The sequence below is a fragment of the Caenimonas koreensis DSM 17982 genome (assembly GCF_009646335.1).
Lineage (GTDB): Bacteria > Pseudomonadota > Gammaproteobacteria > Burkholderiales > Burkholderiaceae_C > Ramlibacter > Ramlibacter koreensis.
In genome coordinates this window covers 110,219-129,420 of sequence record NZ_WJBU01000004.1, presented here as the reverse complement: position 1 = coordinate 129,420, position 19,202 = coordinate 110,219, and the positions used below count along the sequence as shown (strand labels likewise).

Annotated in this window: 23 protein-coding genes; 9 read left to right on the top strand and 14 right to left on the bottom strand. The window is 62.8% G+C overall.

What is annotated here, in order from left to right:
* Positions 1–48 precede the first annotated feature (48 nt).
* A complete protein-coding gene (locus tag GHT07_RS04955) occupies positions 49–453 on the bottom strand; it encodes a phage holin family protein (RefSeq protein ID WP_153583957.1) in 405 nt (134 codons plus the stop codon).
* Between the two features lie 75 nt (positions 454–528).
* Between GHT07_RS04955 and GHT07_RS04950 the strand changes: the two genes are divergently transcribed.
* Positions 529–1,287: a hypothetical protein gene (locus GHT07_RS04950; RefSeq protein ID WP_153583956.1), complete on the top strand. Its 759-nt coding sequence runs from the start codon at positions 529–531 to the stop codon at positions 1,285–1,287.
* 222 nt (positions 1,288–1,509) lie between these two features.
* Complete coding sequence (locus tag GHT07_RS04945; protein ID WP_153583955.1) at positions 1,510–2,583, top strand: hypothetical protein; 1,074 nt, start codon at positions 1,510–1,512, stop codon at positions 2,581–2,583.
* A gap of 30 nt (positions 2,584–2,613) precedes the next feature.
* Here the strand turns inward: GHT07_RS04945 and GHT07_RS04940 are convergent, their stop codons facing one another.
* The 5 genes from GHT07_RS04940 to GHT07_RS04920 form a co-directional block, all read right to left on the bottom strand.
* Positions 2,614–2,976 carry a response regulator gene (locus GHT07_RS04940; protein WP_153583954.1) on the bottom strand — a complete coding sequence of 121 codons (363 nt, stop codon included), beginning with the start codon at positions 2,974–2,976 and terminating at the stop codon, positions 2,614–2,616.
* Between the two features lie 61 nt (positions 2,977–3,037).
* Entirely contained in the window at positions 3,038–4,186 is a 1,149-nt protein-coding gene (locus GHT07_RS04935) for a sugar ABC transporter substrate-binding protein (RefSeq protein ID WP_228488189.1), read from the bottom strand.
* Positions 4,187–4,197: 11 nt separating this feature from the next.
* Complete coding sequence (locus tag GHT07_RS04930; protein WP_153583953.1) at positions 4,198–4,881, bottom strand: sensor histidine kinase; 684 nt, start codon at positions 4,879–4,881, stop codon at positions 4,198–4,200.
* 24 nt (positions 4,882–4,905) lie between these two features.
* A complete protein-coding gene (locus GHT07_RS04925; protein WP_194792825.1) occupies positions 4,906–5,538 on the bottom strand; it encodes a CHASE3 domain-containing protein in 633 nt (210 codons plus the stop codon).
* Between the two features lie 126 nt (positions 5,539–5,664).
* Positions 5,665–6,123, bottom strand: coding sequence for a helix-turn-helix domain-containing protein (locus GHT07_RS04920; RefSeq protein ID WP_153583951.1), 459 nt, complete (start codon positions 6,121–6,123; stop codon positions 5,665–5,667).
* Between the two features lie 79 nt (positions 6,124–6,202).
* Here GHT07_RS04920 and GHT07_RS04915 point away from each other — a divergent pair, with 79 nt between their 5' ends.
* The 3 genes from GHT07_RS04915 to GHT07_RS04905 are packed head-to-tail and all read left to right on the top strand — an operon-like array spanning position 6,203 to position 7,536.
* On the top strand, positions 6,203–6,715 hold the full coding sequence (locus GHT07_RS04915) for a DUF2938 domain-containing protein (protein WP_153583950.1): 513 nt from the start codon (positions 6,203–6,205) through the stop codon (positions 6,713–6,715).
* Between the two features lie 15 nt (positions 6,716–6,730).
* The gene (locus GHT07_RS04910; protein ID WP_153583949.1) at positions 6,731–7,312 is read left to right on the top strand and encodes a flavodoxin family protein; all 582 of its coding nucleotides are present in this window, start codon (positions 6,731–6,733) and stop codon (positions 7,310–7,312) included.
* Positions 7,309–7,536, top strand: a complete 228-nt coding sequence (locus tag GHT07_RS04905; protein ID WP_153583948.1) for a DUF2798 domain-containing protein — start codon at positions 7,309–7,311, stop codon at positions 7,534–7,536. The genes GHT07_RS04910 and GHT07_RS04905 overlap by 4 nt, the downstream gene beginning before the upstream one ends.
* A 3-nt stretch (positions 7,537–7,539) precedes the next feature.
* Here GHT07_RS04905 and GHT07_RS04900 read toward each other — a convergent pair whose 3' ends face one another.
* Positions 7,540–8,307 (bottom strand): IclR family transcriptional regulator, encoded by a 768-nt coding sequence (locus tag GHT07_RS04900; protein WP_153583947.1) that lies wholly within the window; start codon positions 8,305–8,307, stop codon positions 7,540–7,542.
* Between the two features lie 102 nt (positions 8,308–8,409).
* Between GHT07_RS04900 and GHT07_RS04895 the strand changes: the two genes are divergently transcribed.
* From GHT07_RS04895 to GHT07_RS04885, 3 genes are read left to right on the top strand one after another with little or no spacing between them, the layout of a single operon-like run.
* Complete coding sequence (locus tag GHT07_RS04895; protein ID WP_323740801.1) at positions 8,410–9,381, top strand: Bug family tripartite tricarboxylate transporter substrate binding protein; 972 nt, start codon at positions 8,410–8,412, stop codon at positions 9,379–9,381.
* A gap of 10 nt (positions 9,382–9,391) precedes the next feature.
* The gene (locus GHT07_RS04890; RefSeq protein WP_153583946.1) at positions 9,392–10,075 is read left to right on the top strand and encodes an RraA family protein; all 684 of its coding nucleotides are present in this window, start codon (positions 9,392–9,394) and stop codon (positions 10,073–10,075) included.
* Entirely contained in the window at positions 10,072–11,001 is a 930-nt protein-coding gene (locus tag GHT07_RS04885; protein WP_153583945.1) for a hydroxyacid dehydrogenase, read from the top strand. Before GHT07_RS04890 ends, GHT07_RS04885 begins: the two co-directional genes overlap by 4 nt.
* Before the next feature lie 79 nt (positions 11,002–11,080).
* On the opposite strand, the gene GHT07_RS04880 is transcribed toward GHT07_RS04885, so the two are convergent.
* From GHT07_RS04880 to GHT07_RS04850, 7 genes are all read right to left on the bottom strand, one after another.
* The gene (locus GHT07_RS04880; protein WP_153583944.1) at positions 11,081–11,422 is read right to left on the bottom strand and encodes a hypothetical protein; all 342 of its coding nucleotides are present in this window, start codon (positions 11,420–11,422) and stop codon (positions 11,081–11,083) included.
* Positions 11,419–11,781, bottom strand: coding sequence for a DUF4339 domain-containing protein (locus tag GHT07_RS04875; RefSeq protein ID WP_194792824.1), 363 nt, complete (start codon positions 11,779–11,781; stop codon positions 11,419–11,421). The genes GHT07_RS04880 and GHT07_RS04875 overlap by 4 nt, the downstream gene beginning before the upstream one ends.
* A 14-nt stretch (positions 11,782–11,795) precedes the next feature.
* A complete protein-coding gene (locus GHT07_RS04870) occupies positions 11,796–13,127 on the bottom strand; it encodes an SPFH domain-containing protein (RefSeq protein ID WP_228488188.1) in 1,332 nt (443 codons plus the stop codon).
* Positions 13,128–13,182: 55 nt separating this feature from the next.
* Positions 13,183–14,205: a hypothetical protein gene (locus GHT07_RS04865; protein ID WP_153583941.1), complete on the bottom strand. Its 1,023-nt coding sequence runs from the start codon at positions 14,203–14,205 to the stop codon at positions 13,183–13,185.
* Positions 14,206–14,217: 12 nt separating this feature from the next.
* On the bottom strand, positions 14,218–15,366 hold the full coding sequence (locus tag GHT07_RS04860) for a hypothetical protein (protein WP_153583940.1): 1,149 nt from the start codon (positions 15,364–15,366) through the stop codon (positions 14,218–14,220).
* Between the two features lie 16 nt (positions 15,367–15,382).
* A complete protein-coding gene (locus GHT07_RS04855; protein WP_153583939.1) occupies positions 15,383–16,426 on the bottom strand; it encodes a hypothetical protein in 1,044 nt (347 codons plus the stop codon).
* Positions 16,427–16,581: 155 nt separating this feature from the next.
* Positions 16,582–18,042: a hypothetical protein gene (locus GHT07_RS04850; protein WP_153583938.1), complete on the bottom strand. Its 1,461-nt coding sequence runs from the start codon at positions 18,040–18,042 to the stop codon at positions 16,582–16,584.
* 317 nt (positions 18,043–18,359) lie between these two features.
* Between GHT07_RS04850 and GHT07_RS04845 the strand changes: the two genes are divergently transcribed.
* Entirely contained in the window at positions 18,360–19,202 is an 843-nt protein-coding gene (locus GHT07_RS04845; protein WP_194792823.1) for a peptidoglycan DD-metalloendopeptidase family protein, read from the top strand.

The following is a 19,202-nucleotide window of genomic DNA, read 5'->3' as shown; positions in this document are numbered from 1 at the left end:
CGCGCATGAGGCTGCTTCTTGCCGCAAGCAGCCTTGGGAGCTAACAGTTCAAAGCCACACCGCCCCCCTATCCGTCGGCAACGGTATCTCACCCCCCGGATCCCCCGTGCTGATGATCGCCCCGAAGACGAGGGACAGCACCGAGACAAAAATGCTCGCGAAGAACGCGGTCCAGAAGCCTGAGATGCGGAACCCCCGCACCAATGCAGCGACCAGCAGCAACATGAGCGCATTGATGATCAGGATGAAAAGCCCGAACGTCAGGAGCGTGAGTGGCAGCGTGAACAGGATCAGGATCGGCTTGACGACCGCATTCGCGATGCCCAGGAGCAGTGCCGCGATCACAAGCGAGCGGTTGTTGTCGAACTTCAGGCCCTTGAATATCCGGCTGGCCAGCCAAAGCGAGAAGGCCGTGATCGCAAGATGCGCGATAAATGGAACGATGTGGTTCATCGGCCCGGATCGTATGCCATCTGGGGCCCAGTGGTATCTTTTGCCAAGGACACAACGTCCTCACGCAAGGCAAACATGACTGCGCACGACCGGTTCCTTGACCCGCCTCGATTGATCCTTCTCGGCGCGGCCATGCTGCTGGGCAGTTGTGGGGGTGGGGGCAGCGCGCCGGCCTTGGCGCCCGCTCCAGCCCCGGCACCTGCGCCGCCCCCGTTGCTGACGCTCGACGTATCCAAGGTGCTGGTGACGGACATGGTTGCAGCAGCCGTTGTCAAACACACGCAGGAACTTTCATCACTCGGCATCGCGCCGGTTTCGACGCAGTGCTTTCGCAGCATCCAGAAGTTCGCGGGGCAGCCTGCAACGATGTTCGCCTATGAGGTCAAAGAGGCGGATGCGAGCAAAGCTGCATCGCTGGGGTTTGCCGTCAGCGTGACACGCGCCGATTTCTCTGCGGTCAGCGTGCCGTGCATCGACACGGTCCCGCCCGCGCCCCCGCCTTTGCAAAGCGCTTCCGAGCGACTGGCAGACCAGGTCAAGCTGACAGGCACGCAGGGCGTGGAACTGGCCGCTGCAAACTTGCAGTGCACAAGCGCTGCCGACTGCACTGCCGCCGACATCCAGGTTGTCTATCGGCAATGCGGCGCGAGTTGGGTCGCACTCTCCAGGCTCTCGGTGTTTTTTGATGCAACGAGAGACGCGGCAACGCGCAATTTCAATGCGCGCGTTGCGTATGCCGCAGAGACGCATCCGCTTCCGGTGCCCTGCGCGGCGCCGACGCCAGTGTCGGGGCAAACCTATTGCGAGAAGGCGCAGTGTGGGGTGTACCGGTAGGCGCCAACGCCCTTGCGACATAGCGTCCCACCACCCCGCCTGCGTTGCTTCATTCACAACATGCCAGCCCGCACCACGAGTTCTCGCAGCCGAAGCGTTGCCTAACACCCAGCCCTCCTCTATCCTGCATCTCAATAGCCGGACGATTTCAATGGACCGCACTGCTGCGCTGCACGTGCCGCCGATCGCGCCTGCGCCCGATTTTTCAACTTGGAGTAGTCGATGTCTTCAATCCTGATCCTCGGGGCCTCCTACGGCTCTTTGCTCGCCACGAAGCTGGCCATGGCGGGCCACCAGGCGTGCCTGGTGTGCACGCCCTCCACCGCCGCGCTGATCAACGCGCAAGGCACGCGCGTGAAGTTCCCGGTCACGGGCAGTGATGCATTGATTGAAGTGGACAGCCGCAGGCTGCCCGCTGCCGTGACGGCGGCAGCGCCCCATGACGTTGCGCCGGCCGAGTTCGACCTGGTCGTGCTGGCCATGCAGGAGTCGCAGTACGGTGAAGAGAGTGTGCGTGCGCTGATGCAGCGGGTGGCCGCCGCACGCGTTCCGTGCCTGGCGCTCATGAACATGCCACCGCCGCCGTACCTGCGCCGCATCGCGGGCCTGCAGGTCGAGCCCCTCGCGGCCTGCTTCTCGGACATGGCTTTGTGGGATCAGTTCGAGCCGGGCCTCGTCACCTTGGCCAGCCCGGACCCGCAGGCCTTTCGCCCCGCCGGCGAGCCGAAGAACGTGCTGCAGGTGGGCCTGCCCACCAACTTCAAGTGCGCGCCCTTCGAAGACGACGCACACACTGCTTTGTTGCGCCAGCTCGAGGCCGATGTTGATGCCGCGCGCTACGAATGGAATGGCGAGTCGCTGTCGCTGCCCGTGAAGCTGAAAAATCACCCGTCCCTGTTTGTGCCGCTCGCCAAATGGCCCATGCTTCTTTGCGGCAACTACCGCTGCATCGGCGACGACGGCATCCGCCCGATTGCCAATGCGGTGTACGACAACCTCGATCTTTCGCGCAGTGTTTACGAGTGGGTCGAAGCCATGTGTGTGGCGCTGGGCGCGCAGACAGCCGACCTGGTGCCGTTTGACAAATACGCAGCCGCGGCAACGTCGTTGAAGAAGCCTTCTTCCGCCGCGCGCTCAGTGGCAGCAGGCGCCGTCGAGATCGAACGCGTGGATTTGCTGGTGCAGCTTCTGGCCTCGCAAAAGGGCATGGCGCATGCGGAGGTGGATGCTGTCGTGCGCCGCGTGGAAACAGCGCTCAAGCGCAATCGCGAAGCGGCACTGCCGCAGGGCAACTAGCACTGCAGCTCGCGCAACAGGCCGGCCCGCTCATTGCGCGAGGCGCTCCAACAGCGCCTCGAGTTCGTGCAGCTCGAAGGGCTTTCTCAGCGGATGGGCGGTGGGGCCGAGCAACTGGGTGACGTCCCTCAAGTCCTGCCCGGAGCACACGATCACGGGCATCTTCGGGTTCTGCCGCAGCGCCTCGCGCGCCACGTCGAGGCCCGAGCCGTCGGGCAGGTTGATGTCGGTCATCAGCAGGTTCACGTTCTGCTGGCGCAGCGCCTCGCGCGCGGCGGCGCCGTCTGCCACACAAACGACCTGGCGTTCGGGGCTTGCGAGCATCTCGGCGAACGACTCGCGGATCAAGTCGTTGTCTTCGACGTAAAGGATGACGAAAGGGTGGGCGGTCATGGCGGGCGGGCTGCTCGATTCTGTGCAAAGTTGCAGGCCGCGCCAGGCGTGGCACTGCACGCTATTTCGTTTCTGATGACCAGGGGAAGTTGATGTAGTTGTCGCGGGTATCGAAACAGATGTTGCCGTACATCTTCAGATAGCTCGCGCGCCGCGCCGGATCGGCATACACCGCGCCGGGGTTGGCCGTATCGCGTTCATAGTCCGCGATGTTGCTGCTGGTGAGCGCCCGGGGCAGGATGTCCATGGCCTGGGGGATGGACTTCCCGTCCAGCCAGTCAGCCGCGTGCTGGCCCATCGCATAGCCGAAGATGGGCGACGCCAGGCTGATGCTCGCCTTGTAAGGGCTGCCGCCTCTCTTGATTTCGACGACTGCTTCCTGCTCGCCATCGATGCCGCCCAGGAACTGGTCGGCCCGCGCCTTGCCCGCCTCGCGCAATGCCGCCAGCGCCCCGAGCACCACCGTGTCGGCGCCCAGCACCACATCGACATTCGGTTGCGCAAGCATGATGGTCTTCATCGTGCGATAGCCGCCCTCCTTGTCGACTGTGGAAGGCGAAATGTCGGCCACGATCGTCACGCCCGGCATTGTCCGCAACGTATCGCGCATGGCAGTAAAACGCGGCGCCAGGAACTGCAGGCTGTCATGCGTCAGCAACACAACCTTGGCCTTCCCGCCAAGCCGCGTCCGGATGTAATTGGCGGCCGCTTCTGCCAGAACTTTGCCGGTCAGGTATTGCGGCGCGTTCAGCACCGTCGTCGCCGGTGGCGGCACGATGGCACCCACATAGGCGCCCGCGGCTATGACCTTCTTGAGGGCCGGCGCGAGCGACGGTGGATCAATCGGCGCGACCACCATCGCGCCCGTTTTGTCGCTCGCGATGCCGCCCACCTGTTTGATCATCAGCGCGGGATCATTGTTGGCAAAGGCAACGCTGTAGGCCAGGCCCCGCGCCCGCGCGGCGGCTTCCAGCCCGCGCCCGGCGCCTTGCATGAATTCGCGCCTGTTGTCCTGCACGAAGACCAGCGTTCTGTTCAATCCAGCTGGCGCTTTGCAAGCGGGCCGTGCCGCATCGTAGGCAGGCAACTTCACCGGTGTGGTCAGCCCCTCGCTGCCAGCGGCAAACGCGGCGCTGCTCAAACAGGCCAGTGAAGAACAGGCCAGTGAAAACCATGCAGGTGAAACAAGCGCAGGCAGTCCAAATTTCATTGCAGATCCCGTTACGCAGTCGCCGTCGTCAGCACCAGCCGCGCCGCCGTCCCCGGCGCGCGGTTGATGTATTCCACGTGCGTCTGCAGCGCCGACGCCATCGTGCGGATGATCTTGCTGCCAAGCCCCGTGCCCGCATGCGCGGCGTTCGGCGCAATCCCCACGCCATCATCCTCGACCGTCAGCTCGGCCTTGCCGCCTTCCAGCCGCTTGAGCCGCACCCGCACTTCGCCGGGGTTGTCTTCGGGGTAGGCGTACTTGAATGCGTTGGTGACCAGCTCCTGTACCGCCACGCCCAGGCTGACGCTGGCGTCCGTGCTGAGGGAAATCGGCTCCAGATAGCACTTCAGGATGGCGGTATGGCCGGCCTTGTTCATCGCCGTTTCAAGGTTGCTCAGCATGGCGCCCAGATAGTCGTCCAGCGCCACGTTTGTGACGTCGCCTGACGTGTAGAGGCTCTTGTGGATCAGGGAGATGGCGTTGATGCGCGATTGCGTTTCGCGCAGGGCCTCCTTGGCCGCCGTGTCGGTGACGGAACGCATTTGCATCCCCACCAGCACCGCCACCAGCTGCAGGCTGTTGGCCACGCGGTGATTCACCTCGGCCAGCAAGACTTCAGCGCGTTCGCGCGCCATGGCCAGGTCGGTCGTGCGGGCCTTCACACGTTCTTCCAGCGTCAGATTGATGGCCTGCACTTCGTCGCGCGCCTGCTTCAGATCCTACCCGTTTCGGTAGATAGTCAAGACCACCGCGAACACCACCAGGATGATGACCACGGCACCGCCCGCCGATATCCAGCGCAGCAGTGATGCATTGCGTTGCTGTTCTGTGCTGCTGAGCGTGCTGTTCTCGTCGGCGATCAATATCGCGCCATAGAGAAACACGTTGATCTCATCCATCAGCGTCTTGCCGCGATTTCTCGCCAGCAAGGCCATGGCGTCGGCATCGCGGCCGGCCGTTTTCAGCGCAATGCTGTTGTCCATCTCGGCGATCTTTTCCGCCAGTGCTTCCGACAGTCTTGGCAGCATGGCGCGGTTGGGTGCGTCCGGTGAAATCATCCTGCTCAGATCGTCCAGCTCCTGCATGGCCCGCGTCTTGGACGTGTCGTAAGGGGCCAGGTAGATCTGGTTGCCGGTCAGAAGAAATCCGCGCTGGCTCGACTCCGCGGTGCGCAAATGATCGCGCAGCTCCACCGCGGCAATGCGAATGGTGCGCTGCAGCGCCGCTTGCTCAGACAGGCTGTTGCCGCGCTCGACCAGCCAGATCGTTGTGCCCACGATCGCGAGGAGCGCAAGAAAGCCAATCGTCAGGCCCGCGCCAACGCCTATCGCCAACCGGCTTCGTGGGAACATCAACCATCTTTCAGGAACAGACAAGTATTTTGGCCGCGGTGCCCGCAACTTTGTTGAGCTGGCCGCGAAGTTGAGGCCGTATCCTACAGCGCAGGCCGCAGCCCTCATTGCGCTTTCACTGCGCCTTCATCGCGCTCCTTTGCCCGCTGGCTTGCCGCCCGTCTTGCGCGCTACCGGCGCCTTCTTCAGTGGCGGCTTGAGCTTGCCGGCCCCCGCCGCACGCAAAAGGCGCTGGAAGGTCGGGCACTCCGAGTGGTTGGTGGCCGGGCACACAGCTGCATGACGCAGCCCATTGCTGAGCGCCTGCAGCCGCGCAATGGTGGCGTCGATTTCATCGGCCTTGCCCTGCAGCGCCTTGCGGTCGATGGTGGCGCGCCCGTCGGCTGAGAACATGCCCGCAACTTCGTCGAGCGAGAAGCCTGCGGCCTGGCCCAGCGCAATGAGCGAGAGCTGGTGCATCACCACCGGCGCAAACGTGCGGCGCAAGCCCACGCGCCCCACTGAAGCGATCAAGCCTTTTTCTTCGTAGTACCGCAGCGCCGATGCGGAGAGTCCGGATTTTTTGGCGACTTCGCCGATGTCCATGAAAAAAACCTCTTGACCTCAAGTTGACTTGAACTTGCATAGTGCAGGCCATACCCACTTTCGTCAACCAAGGAACGTCATGAACTCACTGCTCGACAACGCCCTTCGCGTCGCGGCGATCGGTGCCGGCGCAACGGCCATCATGGACTGCTGGCTGCTGCTTTTGCAGCGGCTCGGTGTGCCCACCCTGAACTTCGCCATGATCGGCCGCTGGGTCGGCCACTGGCGCAGCGGCGTCTTTGCGCACGACGCCATCGCCGCAGCGCGCCCCGTGCGCGGCGAACTCGCCATCGGCTGGCTCGTTCACTACGCCACGGGCATTGCATTCGCCACGCTGCTCATCAGTGTGGTGGGCATGGCTTGGACCGAAGCGCCCACAGCGGCACCTGCGCTGGGCATCGGGCTCGTGACCGTGCTCGCGCCGTGGCTGGTCATGCAGCCGGCGATGGGCGCGGGCATCGCGTCAGCCAGGACGAAATCACCTGCGCAAAACCGCGTGAGGAGCCTGGCGAACCACGCCATCTTCGGCCTCGGTCTTTACCTGGCCGCCTTCGTCATCGCTCACGCCATCACTCTTTTCAACACCCACTAACCAAAGGACCGCATCATGAAAAAACTCGCCATCATCTATCACAGCGCCCATGGCAACACCCAGCGCATGGCACAGCTCATCGCCGAAGGCAGTGCGGGCGTGCCCGGCGTCCGGGTTGACTTGATAGAGGCTGAAGACCTCACCGCTTCACCCGAGCGGCTGCTGGAGTTCGACGGCTTCATCTTCGGCTCGCCTACTTATCTGGGCGGCGTGTCCGGGCCGTTCAAGTCGTTCATGGACGCAACGGGCCGCCTGTGGAAGAGCCATGCGCTCAAAGGCAAGCTCGCGTCGGGCTTCACGGTGTCGGCGCTGCCGTCAGGCGACAAGCAATCGACACTGCTGTCGATGTTTGTGTTCGCGATGCAGCACGGCATGGTCTGGGTGGGCAACGCAATCTTGCCGCAGCAAGGCGTGCCGCAGGAGGAAGCGGTCAACCGGCTGGGCTCATGGTCGGGGCTGATGGCGCAGGCCGGTCATACAGGGCCAGCCCATTCCTTCACGGCGGGCGACGTCAAGACGGCGCGAATGTTTGGCAAGAACATCGCCAAGGCGCTGGTGTGCATGACTTGCAATGAGCAGGTGGAGGTAACGCAATGATCCCGAGAAAGTTTGAGCCCGTGTTGATGGGTGCGGTTCTCTCGGCGCTGATGTCGTGGGTCGTTTCAGGCGTCGCGACGTGGAAGGCGGCGGGCCATGCGCCTGACTTCGTTGCGCTGTGGATGTCGTCGTGGTTCACAGCGTGGTTGATCGCGTTTCCAGTCGTGCTGGTCGCGGCGCCGCTGTCGCGCAGGCTGGTTCAATGGGTGTTGAAGCCTCAATGATGCTCAAGGGTGCCACTTCGACAGCACACCCGGCGTGTTGCTCGATCGTGAACCCGCCAGGCCATACGACAACTGGTTCGCCGCGTTGATCACGATCTTCGCGTGCGCTTCGAGCTTCTTCGCTGACAGGCGTGCGCTCGGGCCCGAGATGGCCACAGAGCCGAGCAGGCGCCAGCCTGTGCTGAAGATGGGCGCAGCAACGCTGGACACTTCAGGCTCGCGCTCGCCCATCGAGATATGAAAGCCGCGCTGGCGGATCGCTTCGTAGTCTTTGCCCTTCTCGCCGGAGAACGCGAGGATCACCTTGCCCGGCGCGCCCTTGTTGAGCGGCAGCCGCTCGCCGATACGCACGTGGTGCCGCACCGATTGCGGCCCTTCTACTCGCGCGATGCACGCACGGCTGTCGCCTTCACGCGCATAGAACGAAGCGCTCTCGCCTGTGAGCCGCACCAGTTCGCGCAACGTGGGCTCGACCACGTTGTTCACGTCGAACCCCGCCTGGTAGCGCGCGCCGAGCCAGCCCGTGGCTGGCCCCAGGCGCCACTCGCCGTCTTCGCGCTGGACCATGTAGCCGCTCAGGGACAGCGTGCGTGCCAGCCTGAGCGCTGTGGTCTTGTGCATGCCCGCGCGCCGGCTGAGTTCGGCCAGCGTAAGGCTGCTTTCATGCAGGTCGAATGCTTCCATCAAGGCGAGTGCGCGCGTGACGGCGGTCACGCCGCCGCTTGCGTCGCGCGGCTCAGGCTCGGTTGCAGGTGTTTTTCTGGTTGCCATCGATGAGTTGCGTACCGTGAAACATGCATTGGCTGGTGAAACACGATAGTACTGGATGAAACACTCGCCTAAAGTGGAGTTTCAAAAGCCAGGAGACACCACGTGCAATTCCATCGACGCGCCGTCATCGGCGTCCTGCTCGCCTCGACCTTCGCCACCGCTGCCCTCGCGCAGGCCTGGCCCGCCCGGCCCATCAAGATCATCGTGCCGTTCCCTGCGGGCGGCGGCACGGACCTGTTTGCGCGAACCATCGGGCAAAAACTCTCCGACACCAACAAGTGGACAGTCGTCATCGACAACAAGCCGGGCGCGGGTGGCAACCTCGGCGTTGACTTCGTTGCCAAGGCGCCGGCAGATGGCTACACGCTGGTGCTCGGCCAGACGAGCAACCTCGCCATCAACCCGACGCTCTACTCGAAGCTGCCTTACGACCCGGTGAAGGACCTCGCTCCTGTGGCGCTCGTCGCCTCCGCGCCGCTGCTGGTCGTCGTGGCCGCCGACTCGCCCTACAAAACCCTGGCCGACATCCTGGCGGCATCGAAGGCCAAGCCCGGCAGCGTCACCTTCGGCTCGCCCGGCAACGGCACGGCTTCGCACCTCGCAGGCGAGATGCTCCAGAAGGCCGCCGGCGTGCAGTTCCAGCACATTCCCTACAAAGGCGCTGCACAGGCACTGACCGACGTGATGAGCGGCCAGGTCAACATCTATGTGGGCTCGGTGCCGACGCTGATCGGCCACGTGAAGAATGGCAAGCTGCGCGCCATCGCAGTGACGTCGCCCAAGCGCACGCAGGAAATTCCGCAGACGCCCACGATTGCAGAGTCAGGCTTCAAGGGTTTTGAAGCAGTCACGTGGTTTGGTTTTGTGGCCCCGGCAGGTACACCGGCCGCCATCATCAAGACGCTGAATACCGAGATCAACAAGGCGCTTGCCAACAAGGACGTTGCAGCCAAGCTCGAGAGCGAAGGCGGTGACGTGATGGGCGGCACGCCTGAGCAGTTCTCGGCATTGCTGAAGAAAGACATCGCCCGCTGGGGCCAGGTCGTTCGCGATTCCGGCGCCAAGATCGACTGAAGCTTTCACCATGAGCAACACCGATATCGTTCGCGACTTTGCGCGCGTCTCGCCTTCACTCGTTGAGCAGGCGTCGAAGTACCAGGCCGCGATCCTCGCGGACGTCAATGGCCGCCGCGGTGCGATGCACGGCCGCATCCAGGCGCTGCGCCCGCGCATGAAGCTGGCAGGCCCCGCACTCACCATTGACGTGCGCCCCGGCGACAACCTGATGATCCACGCCGCGATGGCGCTTGCACAACCCGGCGACATCCTGGTGATCGACGGCAAGGCCGACCAGACTGCTGCGTTGATGGGCACGATCATGATGACGGCATGCCGCAAGCTCGGCATTGCAGGCGTGGTGATTGACGGCGCCGTGCGCGACAGCCTTGAGCTCGACGAGATGGACTTTCCGGTGTTCTCTGTTGGCACGAACCCCAACGGGCCGACCAAGCAGGTCGCAGGGCGCATCGGGCACCCGGTGACTGTGGGCGGTGTCGTCGTTCACTCCGGTGACTTCGTGATCGCCGATGCAGACGGCGTGATGGTGGTCGAACGCGAGCGGCTCGAATCGCTGCTGCCCCTGGCCGCGAAGAAGGTGGCTGACGAGAACGCGCGCATCGCTGCGATCGCCGAAGGCAAGACCGGCGCGACGTGGCTGGCCGCGGCGCTGGTGAATGCAGGCGTGCTCCAACCGGGCGAAGCGCTTTGAGCAGCAAGATTCTTGTGACCGGCGCCGACCTGGCGCCGCAGGCGCTCGCGCTGCTCACCGGCTTTGAGGTCGTCTATGCCGGCAAGACGCCGCAGGAAGACGACCTGGTGGCGCTGTGCCAGCAGCATGATCCGGTCGCGATCATCGTGCGCTACGGGCACATCACGCCGCGCATCATCGAAGCCGCGCCGTCGTTGCGCGTGATTTCAAAGCACGGCAGTGGCACGGACACGATCGCGCGCGAGGCCGCGCAAGCCAGGAGTATTGCGGTGGTGGCAGCGGCAGGCGCCAACGCGGCGGCCGTTGCCGAGCAGGCCATGGCACTGCTGCTGGCATGCGCCAAATCAGTGGTGCAGCTCAATGAGCGCATGCATGCCGGCCATTGGGACAAGGCCACGCACAAGAGCGTCGAGCTTTCAGGGCGCACGGTGGGCGTTGTCGGTTTGGGCGCGATCGGGCTGCGCTTCGCGCGCATGGCCGATGCGATGGACATGCGCGTGATCGGGTTCGACCCCTTCGCGAAGGCGCTGCCTGCGTATGTGGAGCCTGTGGCGCTCAATGACATCTGGCGCCAGTCTGATGCCATCTCGCTGCACTGCCCGCTCACGCCGGACAACCGCCACATGGTGAACGAGGCCACGCTCGCGCTTTGCAAGCCAGGTGTGATGCTGGTGAACACGGGCCGGGGCGGCCTGATTGACGAGCAGGCACTGCTTGCGGCCATTGCAAGCGGCCAGGTTGCCATGGCAGGGCTGGATGCGTTTGCGCAGGAGCCGCCGCCGAAGGACCACGCCTTCTTTGGCAACCCGCGCCTGGTACTCAGCCCGCATATTGGCGGGGTGACCAGCGATGCGTATGTGAACATGGGCGTCGCTGCGGCAAAGAATATTTTGTCGGCTCTGGCCAGGGTGCCTGCAGCGGCCTGACGCCGCATCGGGTGACGCCACTAGGAGCATCCGCTCCTACCTAGACGGCGTCGATGCAGTCGCAGCTATTGGTAAGCCCCTACTGCTGCACGGATCCGATCAAATTCGCGACAAAGACGAATACAAGAAGGCCAAGCCCGGAGAGAACGATGTAGGCCGTAGGCGAAAGATCGACGAAAGCGAAGATCGCATTGAGCAACAAAAAGAAGACGAGGAACAGACCGCCCAGAACGCGAACGTTCACACCGCGCCGCTCGTGTTCATGAACAACGCCGATCATCGCAACGAGCGTTGTGGCGCAGGAAAGGAATGCTCCGACGAGCACGTAGTACTTCAGGGATCCGGCAAAGCTGCAGAACCCAAAAGCGATGAGCGCGCTCACCGCCAGCGCGATGACTGCATTCAAAGGGTGGAGGCTCATGTTGGCTCACCCGGTTTGAAAGGCGGGGGGCACAAGGCTACGAGACGCAGGAGCTCGGGCACAGCATCGCCCCTTGCCCAATTCGCCATGCCCGGCGTCCAGACGTAGGTGGCCGCGGATACTTTCCCCTGAGTGATCAGCCTCATTACCTCCAATTCAGGAAATGGGCCGGCGGGTTTCCCGTCCAGGATGACGTGAAAGGCAGCGCGCGCAGAAGGCGATCCCATTGGGTTCATAGCACCAGGCACAATGGTATTCGCGATCACGTGGTTCATCGACTTGACCATTTGCTGCGCGATGCCGACGCCCATCCCGAATTCAACGAGGCGATCGACGGAATAGAAGTTGTCGCTATGCATGATTGGCTCCTTTGTCATAAAGCCCCGCCTGGTGTCGGCGGCATGGGCGGCACGGGAGGCGGTTGCGTCTGCTGGGCGAATAGGCCCAACAAGTCCGCCACGCTGCCTGCAAGCTCCCAGTTCGGCATCCCCTGGCGCCACACGTAAGACGTGGGCAAGAGCTGGCCCTGCAAGGCCAGCCCCTGAAGCTGTTGCATGTTGAACGGCCCCGTGTTCTGACCGTTCACGGCCACAAAGAAGGCGAGCTGAGGAATGGGGGGAGGCATGTTCATGCCGTTTTGCATACCCTGTCCGGCTGCTCCCATCATTGACGCCATTTGGCTACCCATCATGCCGCCGACGGCCAGGCCCGTCATGACCCCGATGGGGTTGAACCCACCCGGGCCACCGCCCGATGTATTCATCTGGCCCATCTCGCCCAGGTTGTTGGCCGCGGCCTCCAACACCTTGGTCTGCTGGTTGATCTGGTGAGCGCCAATGAATTGTTGCTCCGTCTGAAGGGCGGCGAATCGCTCGGCCCGATCGCGCTGGATACGCATCGACTCAGCCATGTTCTGCGCGTTGATGGCCTGCATGTCCTGGATGTTCTGCACATTACTGACCGTTTGCTGCTCCAGCGTTACCTTGTGAAGGTCTGCGGTCACCGCGCGCAGTTCCTTGTAGCCCGGGGCATCGGTGTCGAACGCGATGGTCGAAAGGTCGAAGCGGACAAGTTCCACGCCGAAATCCTGTTCGAATGCCCTGCGCACGCGCTGCTCGACGAGATCACCAACCTCGAGAATGCGGCGCTCCAGTTGGAGCACAGGAATGCCGGCGTCAGCTGGCGCGTTGGCGATTACTGCCTTCACGTACTTGACAACCGCGTCGCGCACCTGAAGGGAAAACCGTTCCAGGTCAAATTCGATCAGCCGGTGCAGCTTGATAAAGGACTTGTAGTCTTTGATGCGAAAAGCATAGGAGCCCTCCGCTGCGACGGGCACCATGAAATCGTTGAAGCGCGGATCGAAAGCACTGAACCATGGCGAGCGAAAGGGCCGCCTGATGATGCCCGCGAGGTTGATGAAATAAACCTCGGCCTGAAACGGCGACTTGCCGTCGAACGCAAGGCCCATGATGCTCGCGAGCACCGGGAAGTTCGCCGTCTTCAGGGTTTCGTCGTATGGGCCTTCTATGAAATCCTGCGCTGGCCCCGACTCCTGCTTGTAAATAAAGACCGCAGCCTCGCCGTCCTTGACGCGCAAGCTGCTACCCCAGCGAATCGAGTTTTCCTTGTTCGTGGGCGCGCCATCACCCGGGCGCCACTTCCACACGAGGTAGTCGGGTTCGTCGCAGCGGATGACGTCCATCCACCCACCTTCATTTTTCTTGCCAAAGAGTCCCATGTCGCACGTCCCTCCGAAGTCACCATTCCTTGTTGGTCGTCGCCTTGCGCTCCGCGGCAGTAGCGTTCACTTTTTCAGTCAACTGGCGCGTGCGTATTCTCTCGGCCTCTTCGCGCTTGATCGCCTGTTCGCGGTCGAGCGCGGCCTGCCGCTCGGCCTGATCGCGGCCAGCGGCGTCGCGTACTGCCGCAGCATCCTGCTCACGCGTCTTGTCGATATCCGCAAGTGCGGCCTGGCGCTTGCCGTCCCACACCGACTGCTCGGCCGTCGTTTCCTGCACCTTGCACGGCTCCTTGAATTGCCAGCGCAGCCCGGCGAGTATGGCCCGCGCGTCGTCGTATTTCTTTTCACGCACTTTGACGTTTGCTGAATCCAAAATGCCATCGAGCCGCAGGCGCTCTGCTTGCGCACCGGACGCGTAGCGTGCATCGCACTGCTCGCCTTTCCATCTGTCGTATTGCGTCATGCCCAGTCCGACGACCACGCCGAGAACGATCAGCCCCACCGCCAGGGCCAAAACGGGAGACCTTCGCGCCTTCGTCTTGAGTTCCCCCGCAATCGAGGTGCGCAGGCTCTTTTCAATTTCTTCGAACTCGCCCCTAGTCTTTGCATCACCCTTGTAAGCGTTCTTGGCGAGCGTCATCACTTCGTTGAATTTCACGCGCCAGTCTTCCGCGTTCGCGTCCGGCTTCAGGTTGCTCTGGAGCTTCGGGTGAATGAAGTAAATGAGGCTTTGCAGGTCTCCCCGCGAATTCGGGATGGGGAAGTCGCGGATGATTCGTGCGCGCCGGGTGACGAGCTCGCGCTCTCGACTGGCGCCGCTCACGCCCGCGCGGTCGAGCTCGCTTTCGATAGCCTCGAACCGCGCGACGATTTCTGCAATCGTGCGGTTTGCGGACACGCCGGCGAGCTCATGCCCGCACAGCTCGCATGACGAAGCGAAGGCCTTGAGGTTGCCGCCACAGTTGGGGCACTTCATGACGGTCCCCTGCTTCTGGTTGACGGCGTTGCCCAGTTCTGCTGCCACATCGATCTCCTGCATGAAATTACCTCATCAGCGCGGTACACCCGCGATCTGCGCCGTGATGATGTCGCCCACGGCCTGCACAGCGTTATCGGTGGCGATACGGATTGCATCGGACTGGTCAGCCGAACGGCCTGACACGTCCTTTGAAGCGGACGCGACTGGCGCCCCTGTCTCCACTTCATAGACCTGCACGTTCACGGAGACCGTCGCCAGGGTCAAGCCCGTATTGGGGTCTCGGCCATAACCGCCAACGTCCATCGAAGCGAACACCCAGTACTTTGCACGGCCGCACGCAAGAAGCTTTTCCTGGATGTCCGCCATCACGCTGGATGGCAGCTCACCGGAGCCCGAATCGGCGTATTGCCTGGAAAAGCTGTCCGGATTGGGCAAGTTGCACGGGCGCATCATGAATGCGTAGGGCGACGCCTTGATCCCGTTCTGCAGCAGAATTCGCGGAAGTTTGCCATTGAGCACGCTTGCGTTGCCCATCTTGTAAGTGACAGCGTCACGCTTGCGCTCGGTATTGCCGCCGGAGACATCCTTGGTGCGCTCTGTGGATATCGTGGTCTCCTTGACCACCTTGTTGTTGGCGCCGCCTGCAGAAGAGCGCACGCCCGCGAACTCGGCGTCGCGAGACCGTTCGGTGACGTCGGTGACCTTGTCGCGAAAGCTCCTGATCGCGTCAGCCTCGCGCGCAAGCGCGAGAACGATGATGGGTGCCCCACTTACCGCGGACCCGCCCTGGGCGCCTGCGTTGGCGACTGTCTGGTTCGGTGCGCCGCTGCGCGCTATTCCTCTCAGCATCGAGTTGAGGACGCTCTCGGCCACAGTTGCCTTGATGCGCAGCGTGTAGCGGCCCGAGTCCCGGTCGAACGACTCGTCTGTCGTCACGATATCGACCAGCAAGTCATCGAGCTTGCCGAGGAACTGTCCCTCGTTTGCACGGACCTGGTCGACGGTTTCGTTCTGCCCTGGCAAGGCGAGATAGCTGCGCCATGCGCTCATCTTGGCGGCCTGCAACGCAGCCGCACGATCGGCGGGCTTAAGGCCACTAGAGAAGGCCCCCGTCGGTACGGTGATACTGCCCTCCCCGCGCACGATTTTCGACTGCGCCAGTGCCGCACCCGAGATCGCCATGACCCCAATGGCAAGCCATGCTGCAAGTTTCAGTTTCATTGGTTCCCTCCGCCGCTTAGGCAGCCCTCGAATATTTTTTGCGGAATAGATCGATCTGCTGGCGCATGCGTGCGTCCGGCTTGACGAATACTTTGGCGAGCAGCGCGTCGTCGCTTTTTGCGATGCCTGAGAACAAGGTCTGGAGGCACCGGTAGATGGCCATATCGAAGAAATGCGCGTCGCGCGCGGGCGTGTTGTCGCCTTGCTGGGCCAGCGCATCGGGCAGGTCGTCCTGGTAGCCCGTTCGGAACGCGACAACTTCATCGTCCCGGTCGTCCAGCACCCGCATGTCGAGAACGACCTGCCGCATGGCTTCCCACCGCTGCAGCTGGCTGCGGTACTTGATATCCCGCGCCACATTGCGCAAAGTGACCTGGACGCGCAAATCGATGTCCTCGTCCGTAGGAAGTCTCACGTTCTGCGCAACGAGCCGCTCGGAAAACGCGTAAGTGAAATTGCCCAGTGCCCGAGTCTCACCGTAGGGCACCACGGGTACACCGAGGGATTCGCAGGCAGCCGCGCCAGTCAGGTGCCCGAGCCAGGCGCTCGAAATGTTCTGCGCGATGCCCCAGGCCGCGAGCTTTTCGGCCGCGGCGGGATGGATTGTGCTGCTCGTCACGCGAATGTTGAACCCGCGCTGTGACGATTCCTTCCAGTGAGGCGCCTGCTGTATCGCAGAGCGCGCGAAGCTCGACGCAAATGATGCGCGATCCGCGGATGCGAATGCTTCGAGCAAGTGCTGGCTTGCATCAGGCGACGCACTGGTGCTCTCGCGAAGCAGGATCACCGGAAACGGAAAGCTCGATTCGAGCTTCCAGCCCCTCGCGCGATCGAAAGTGACGAGCATGCCGTGCCCGACGAGGTGCAAGACGGTGAACGTCGCGCTGCCCAGGCGCGCTTGCAGCACGTTCTCATAGTCAAGCGCGGCGCCAAGCATCAAGCCTTCACTGATTTGCGCCTCCCTGCCCGTCTCGGCTACGCCCGCCCTGTCGACCTGCCTGCGAATGGCATCGGAGACGATCTGCTGCGGCATCGCACCGCCAGAGCGCTGACGAAGCATTGCCTGCGCGAGGGGGAATCGCCTCTCCGCGTCCGCGCCGGCGTTGAGGCCAAATCCCAGCCAAATTGGATGAACGCGCGCAGCGGGCTGAGCGCGGCTAGCCGCGCAGAACGCAGCACCGCCAACAAGCATCGAGAACGCGCGACGTTTCACCTCTATTTGTCCGCGACCATCGCGGCCAGGTTGTTGCGGCTCGAATCGTCGGGCCCCACGGTGAGTTTTTTGACCATTGCAGCCTGGTCCGCGCGCGCCACCACCGCGCAGGCACGATCCGAATAGTCCTGCAACTTTCTGGAGTACGGAATGATGGCTGGCATCGCGCCCATGCCGCGCTGCATGCTGAAGTTCAGCATGGTGCTCATCATGGTGGGCATCATCGCTACGGCGCGATCGCCACTTTCCCGGGCATCGCGAAGTGCCCCGACGAAAAGTTGTTCTTGCCGTGCATCGAGTGCCCTGCCCTTTTCGAGTTCGCGGACCAAGGCAGCCATCGCATTCCCATCAACATTGAGGTTGCTTTGCACGTCGCCGGTGCGTGTGCGCGTAGCGCTATCAAGGCTGATTTTTTGGGCTGTGTACGTGCTCGCAGCCACAGCAACACTGAGCGCCTGCGCCGCACGTTCGTCTGCTGACACCGCCGCGCGTTCGATTGCCGCAAGACCAGGGCCAAGCTGGTTCTTCAGCTCGGGAAAGGCGTCGGGCCTTTGCTGGAGCATCTGCGCATTGCGGTATTGCTGCAGGAACTGCTCAAACTCACGCCGCTGCGGCAGATTTGGAAACTCGGAGAGGATTTCGTACTGTGTCACTGACGCGGTCACGACGTAGTGCCGCGGGCTGATGGTCTTCTGGTGCATATCGTCCATGCGGTATTTCTGCGGCAGGCCCGCCGCGCTTCGCGCCATGAAGAGAGCCTTGCTTGCGTCCTTGGGACCCCACTCGCCGCTTTCGATCAGGCGGGCGAGGATCACCTGCGAAAGGTAGTGTTCTTCGCCTTGCATGGATGCGATCAGCTCGCGCCAGCGGCCCGGCTTCTGCGACTTGTCCTGCATGAAAAAGTGCAGCAACGCCAGTGCGACAGTTGCGTCACGCGCGGCCTGCGGATCGGAACGCGGGGCACCAGCAGGAACGCGGCTGGCCGCGATCAGTGCCGCCACGTATTGCGGCGCCGGATATTGACGAATAAGGTTGTACAGGACGTTGACCTTGTCCGTCTCGAACTCGTTCGCGAAGAACTGCGGGCTTGGAATCGGCTTGCTGCGGAAGCGCCCCGAGGGACCGAACGCCTCCAGTGCAGCATCCGCAAAGTCGCGCGCCCCGAGGTTAAATTCGTCGCTTATCAACGCTTCATCGACCGGCGCTTTGCCTTGCAAGCCCGCAACCGAATACAGCTGACGGCAATAGCGCTCGGTCAAGCCCGCGCCGATTCCACCACCTCCCGAGTTTCCCGCAGCGCCTTGCGAAGGTTGTGCCTGCGCAGGCTGGCGTTGCGAGTCGTCCGCTCCACCGTTCTTCAAGGCTTTGAGAATCGAATTCAAGCCGCCGGCACCGGCGCCAAAAGCGACTACGGCCAGAGCGGCAGCGAGCGCGGCATGACAAACCATGCGTGAGCTTTTCATATGAATCCTCCTCGTTTATCTGAGTTCCTCGAACTGTTCGATGTCGTTCACTCGCTTAAATTTGCAAATCAACGATCAAATCTGTCGAACTAATCTGCGACCATCTCTCCCGCACAATTGTCATCCTCAATGTTACAAATCACAACAATCTGAAGTGGTCACCTCATCAGTGTTGATTAAGGGATAACCCGACAACGGATGAAATCATTGGTTTCAAATATCTTGGGCGCACGAGCTCGCTAAGCGCGCCACACGGATTGACTTGGTGTCCGCTATTGACAAACAGCCGCCATACTCGCTGTGCCTCGTGGACTACCTTGCACCCAACGCCCTTCTCCCGCCGCACCATCCTGATCGCGCTCGCAGCCGCCGGATGGGACGCGCGCGCAGCGCCCGCACTTGCAGCGCCGCGGCACTCAAGCGTGCCCGGTGGCGTCGCCCGCATCCCTCTTGGCGCTGCAGCAACGCGCCCCATCGCTCAGCAAGCGCAGCTCACGTTGCTCGTCGTCGGCGACTCATCCGCATGGACGGCCCTCGTCGGCATTCCGCTCGCCGCACCTGTCGGCACCGCGACGATTGAAGTTCGAACGAGTGACGCTACCCCGCGCTCGCTCCAGTACGACATCCGGCCCAAGAAATACCCGGAGCAACGGCTGCGCGTCGCGCCGGGCCAGGTCGATCTGTCGCCCGAATCACAAGCCCGCTACGAACGCGAACGCGAGCACCAGCTCAAAGTCATGGCCACGTTTTCTGCGCCACCATTCAGCGGCGATGCGCTCGCTATGGCAGCGCCTGTGGCTGGCCCGCGTTCAAGTTCCTTCGGTTTGCGCCGGGTCTTCAACGGCCAGTCACGCAACCCCCACTCGGGCATGGACATCGCAGCGCCGACAGGCACGCCCGTGCTGGCGCCGCTGGCCGCCACCGTGATCGACACGGGCGACTATTTTTTCAACGGCGGAACAGTGTGGCTCGACCATGGTGGCGGGCTGCTGTCGCTGCACTGCCACCTGAGCGAGACGAGCGTGCGTGTCGGCGATGTGCTGCGCACGGGCGACAAGCTCGGTGCCGTCGGCGCCACCGGCCGTGCCACCGGGCCGCACCTGCATTGGGGCGTGATGCTCAACCGCACGATGGTGGACCCTGCGCTGTTTCTGGCGTGA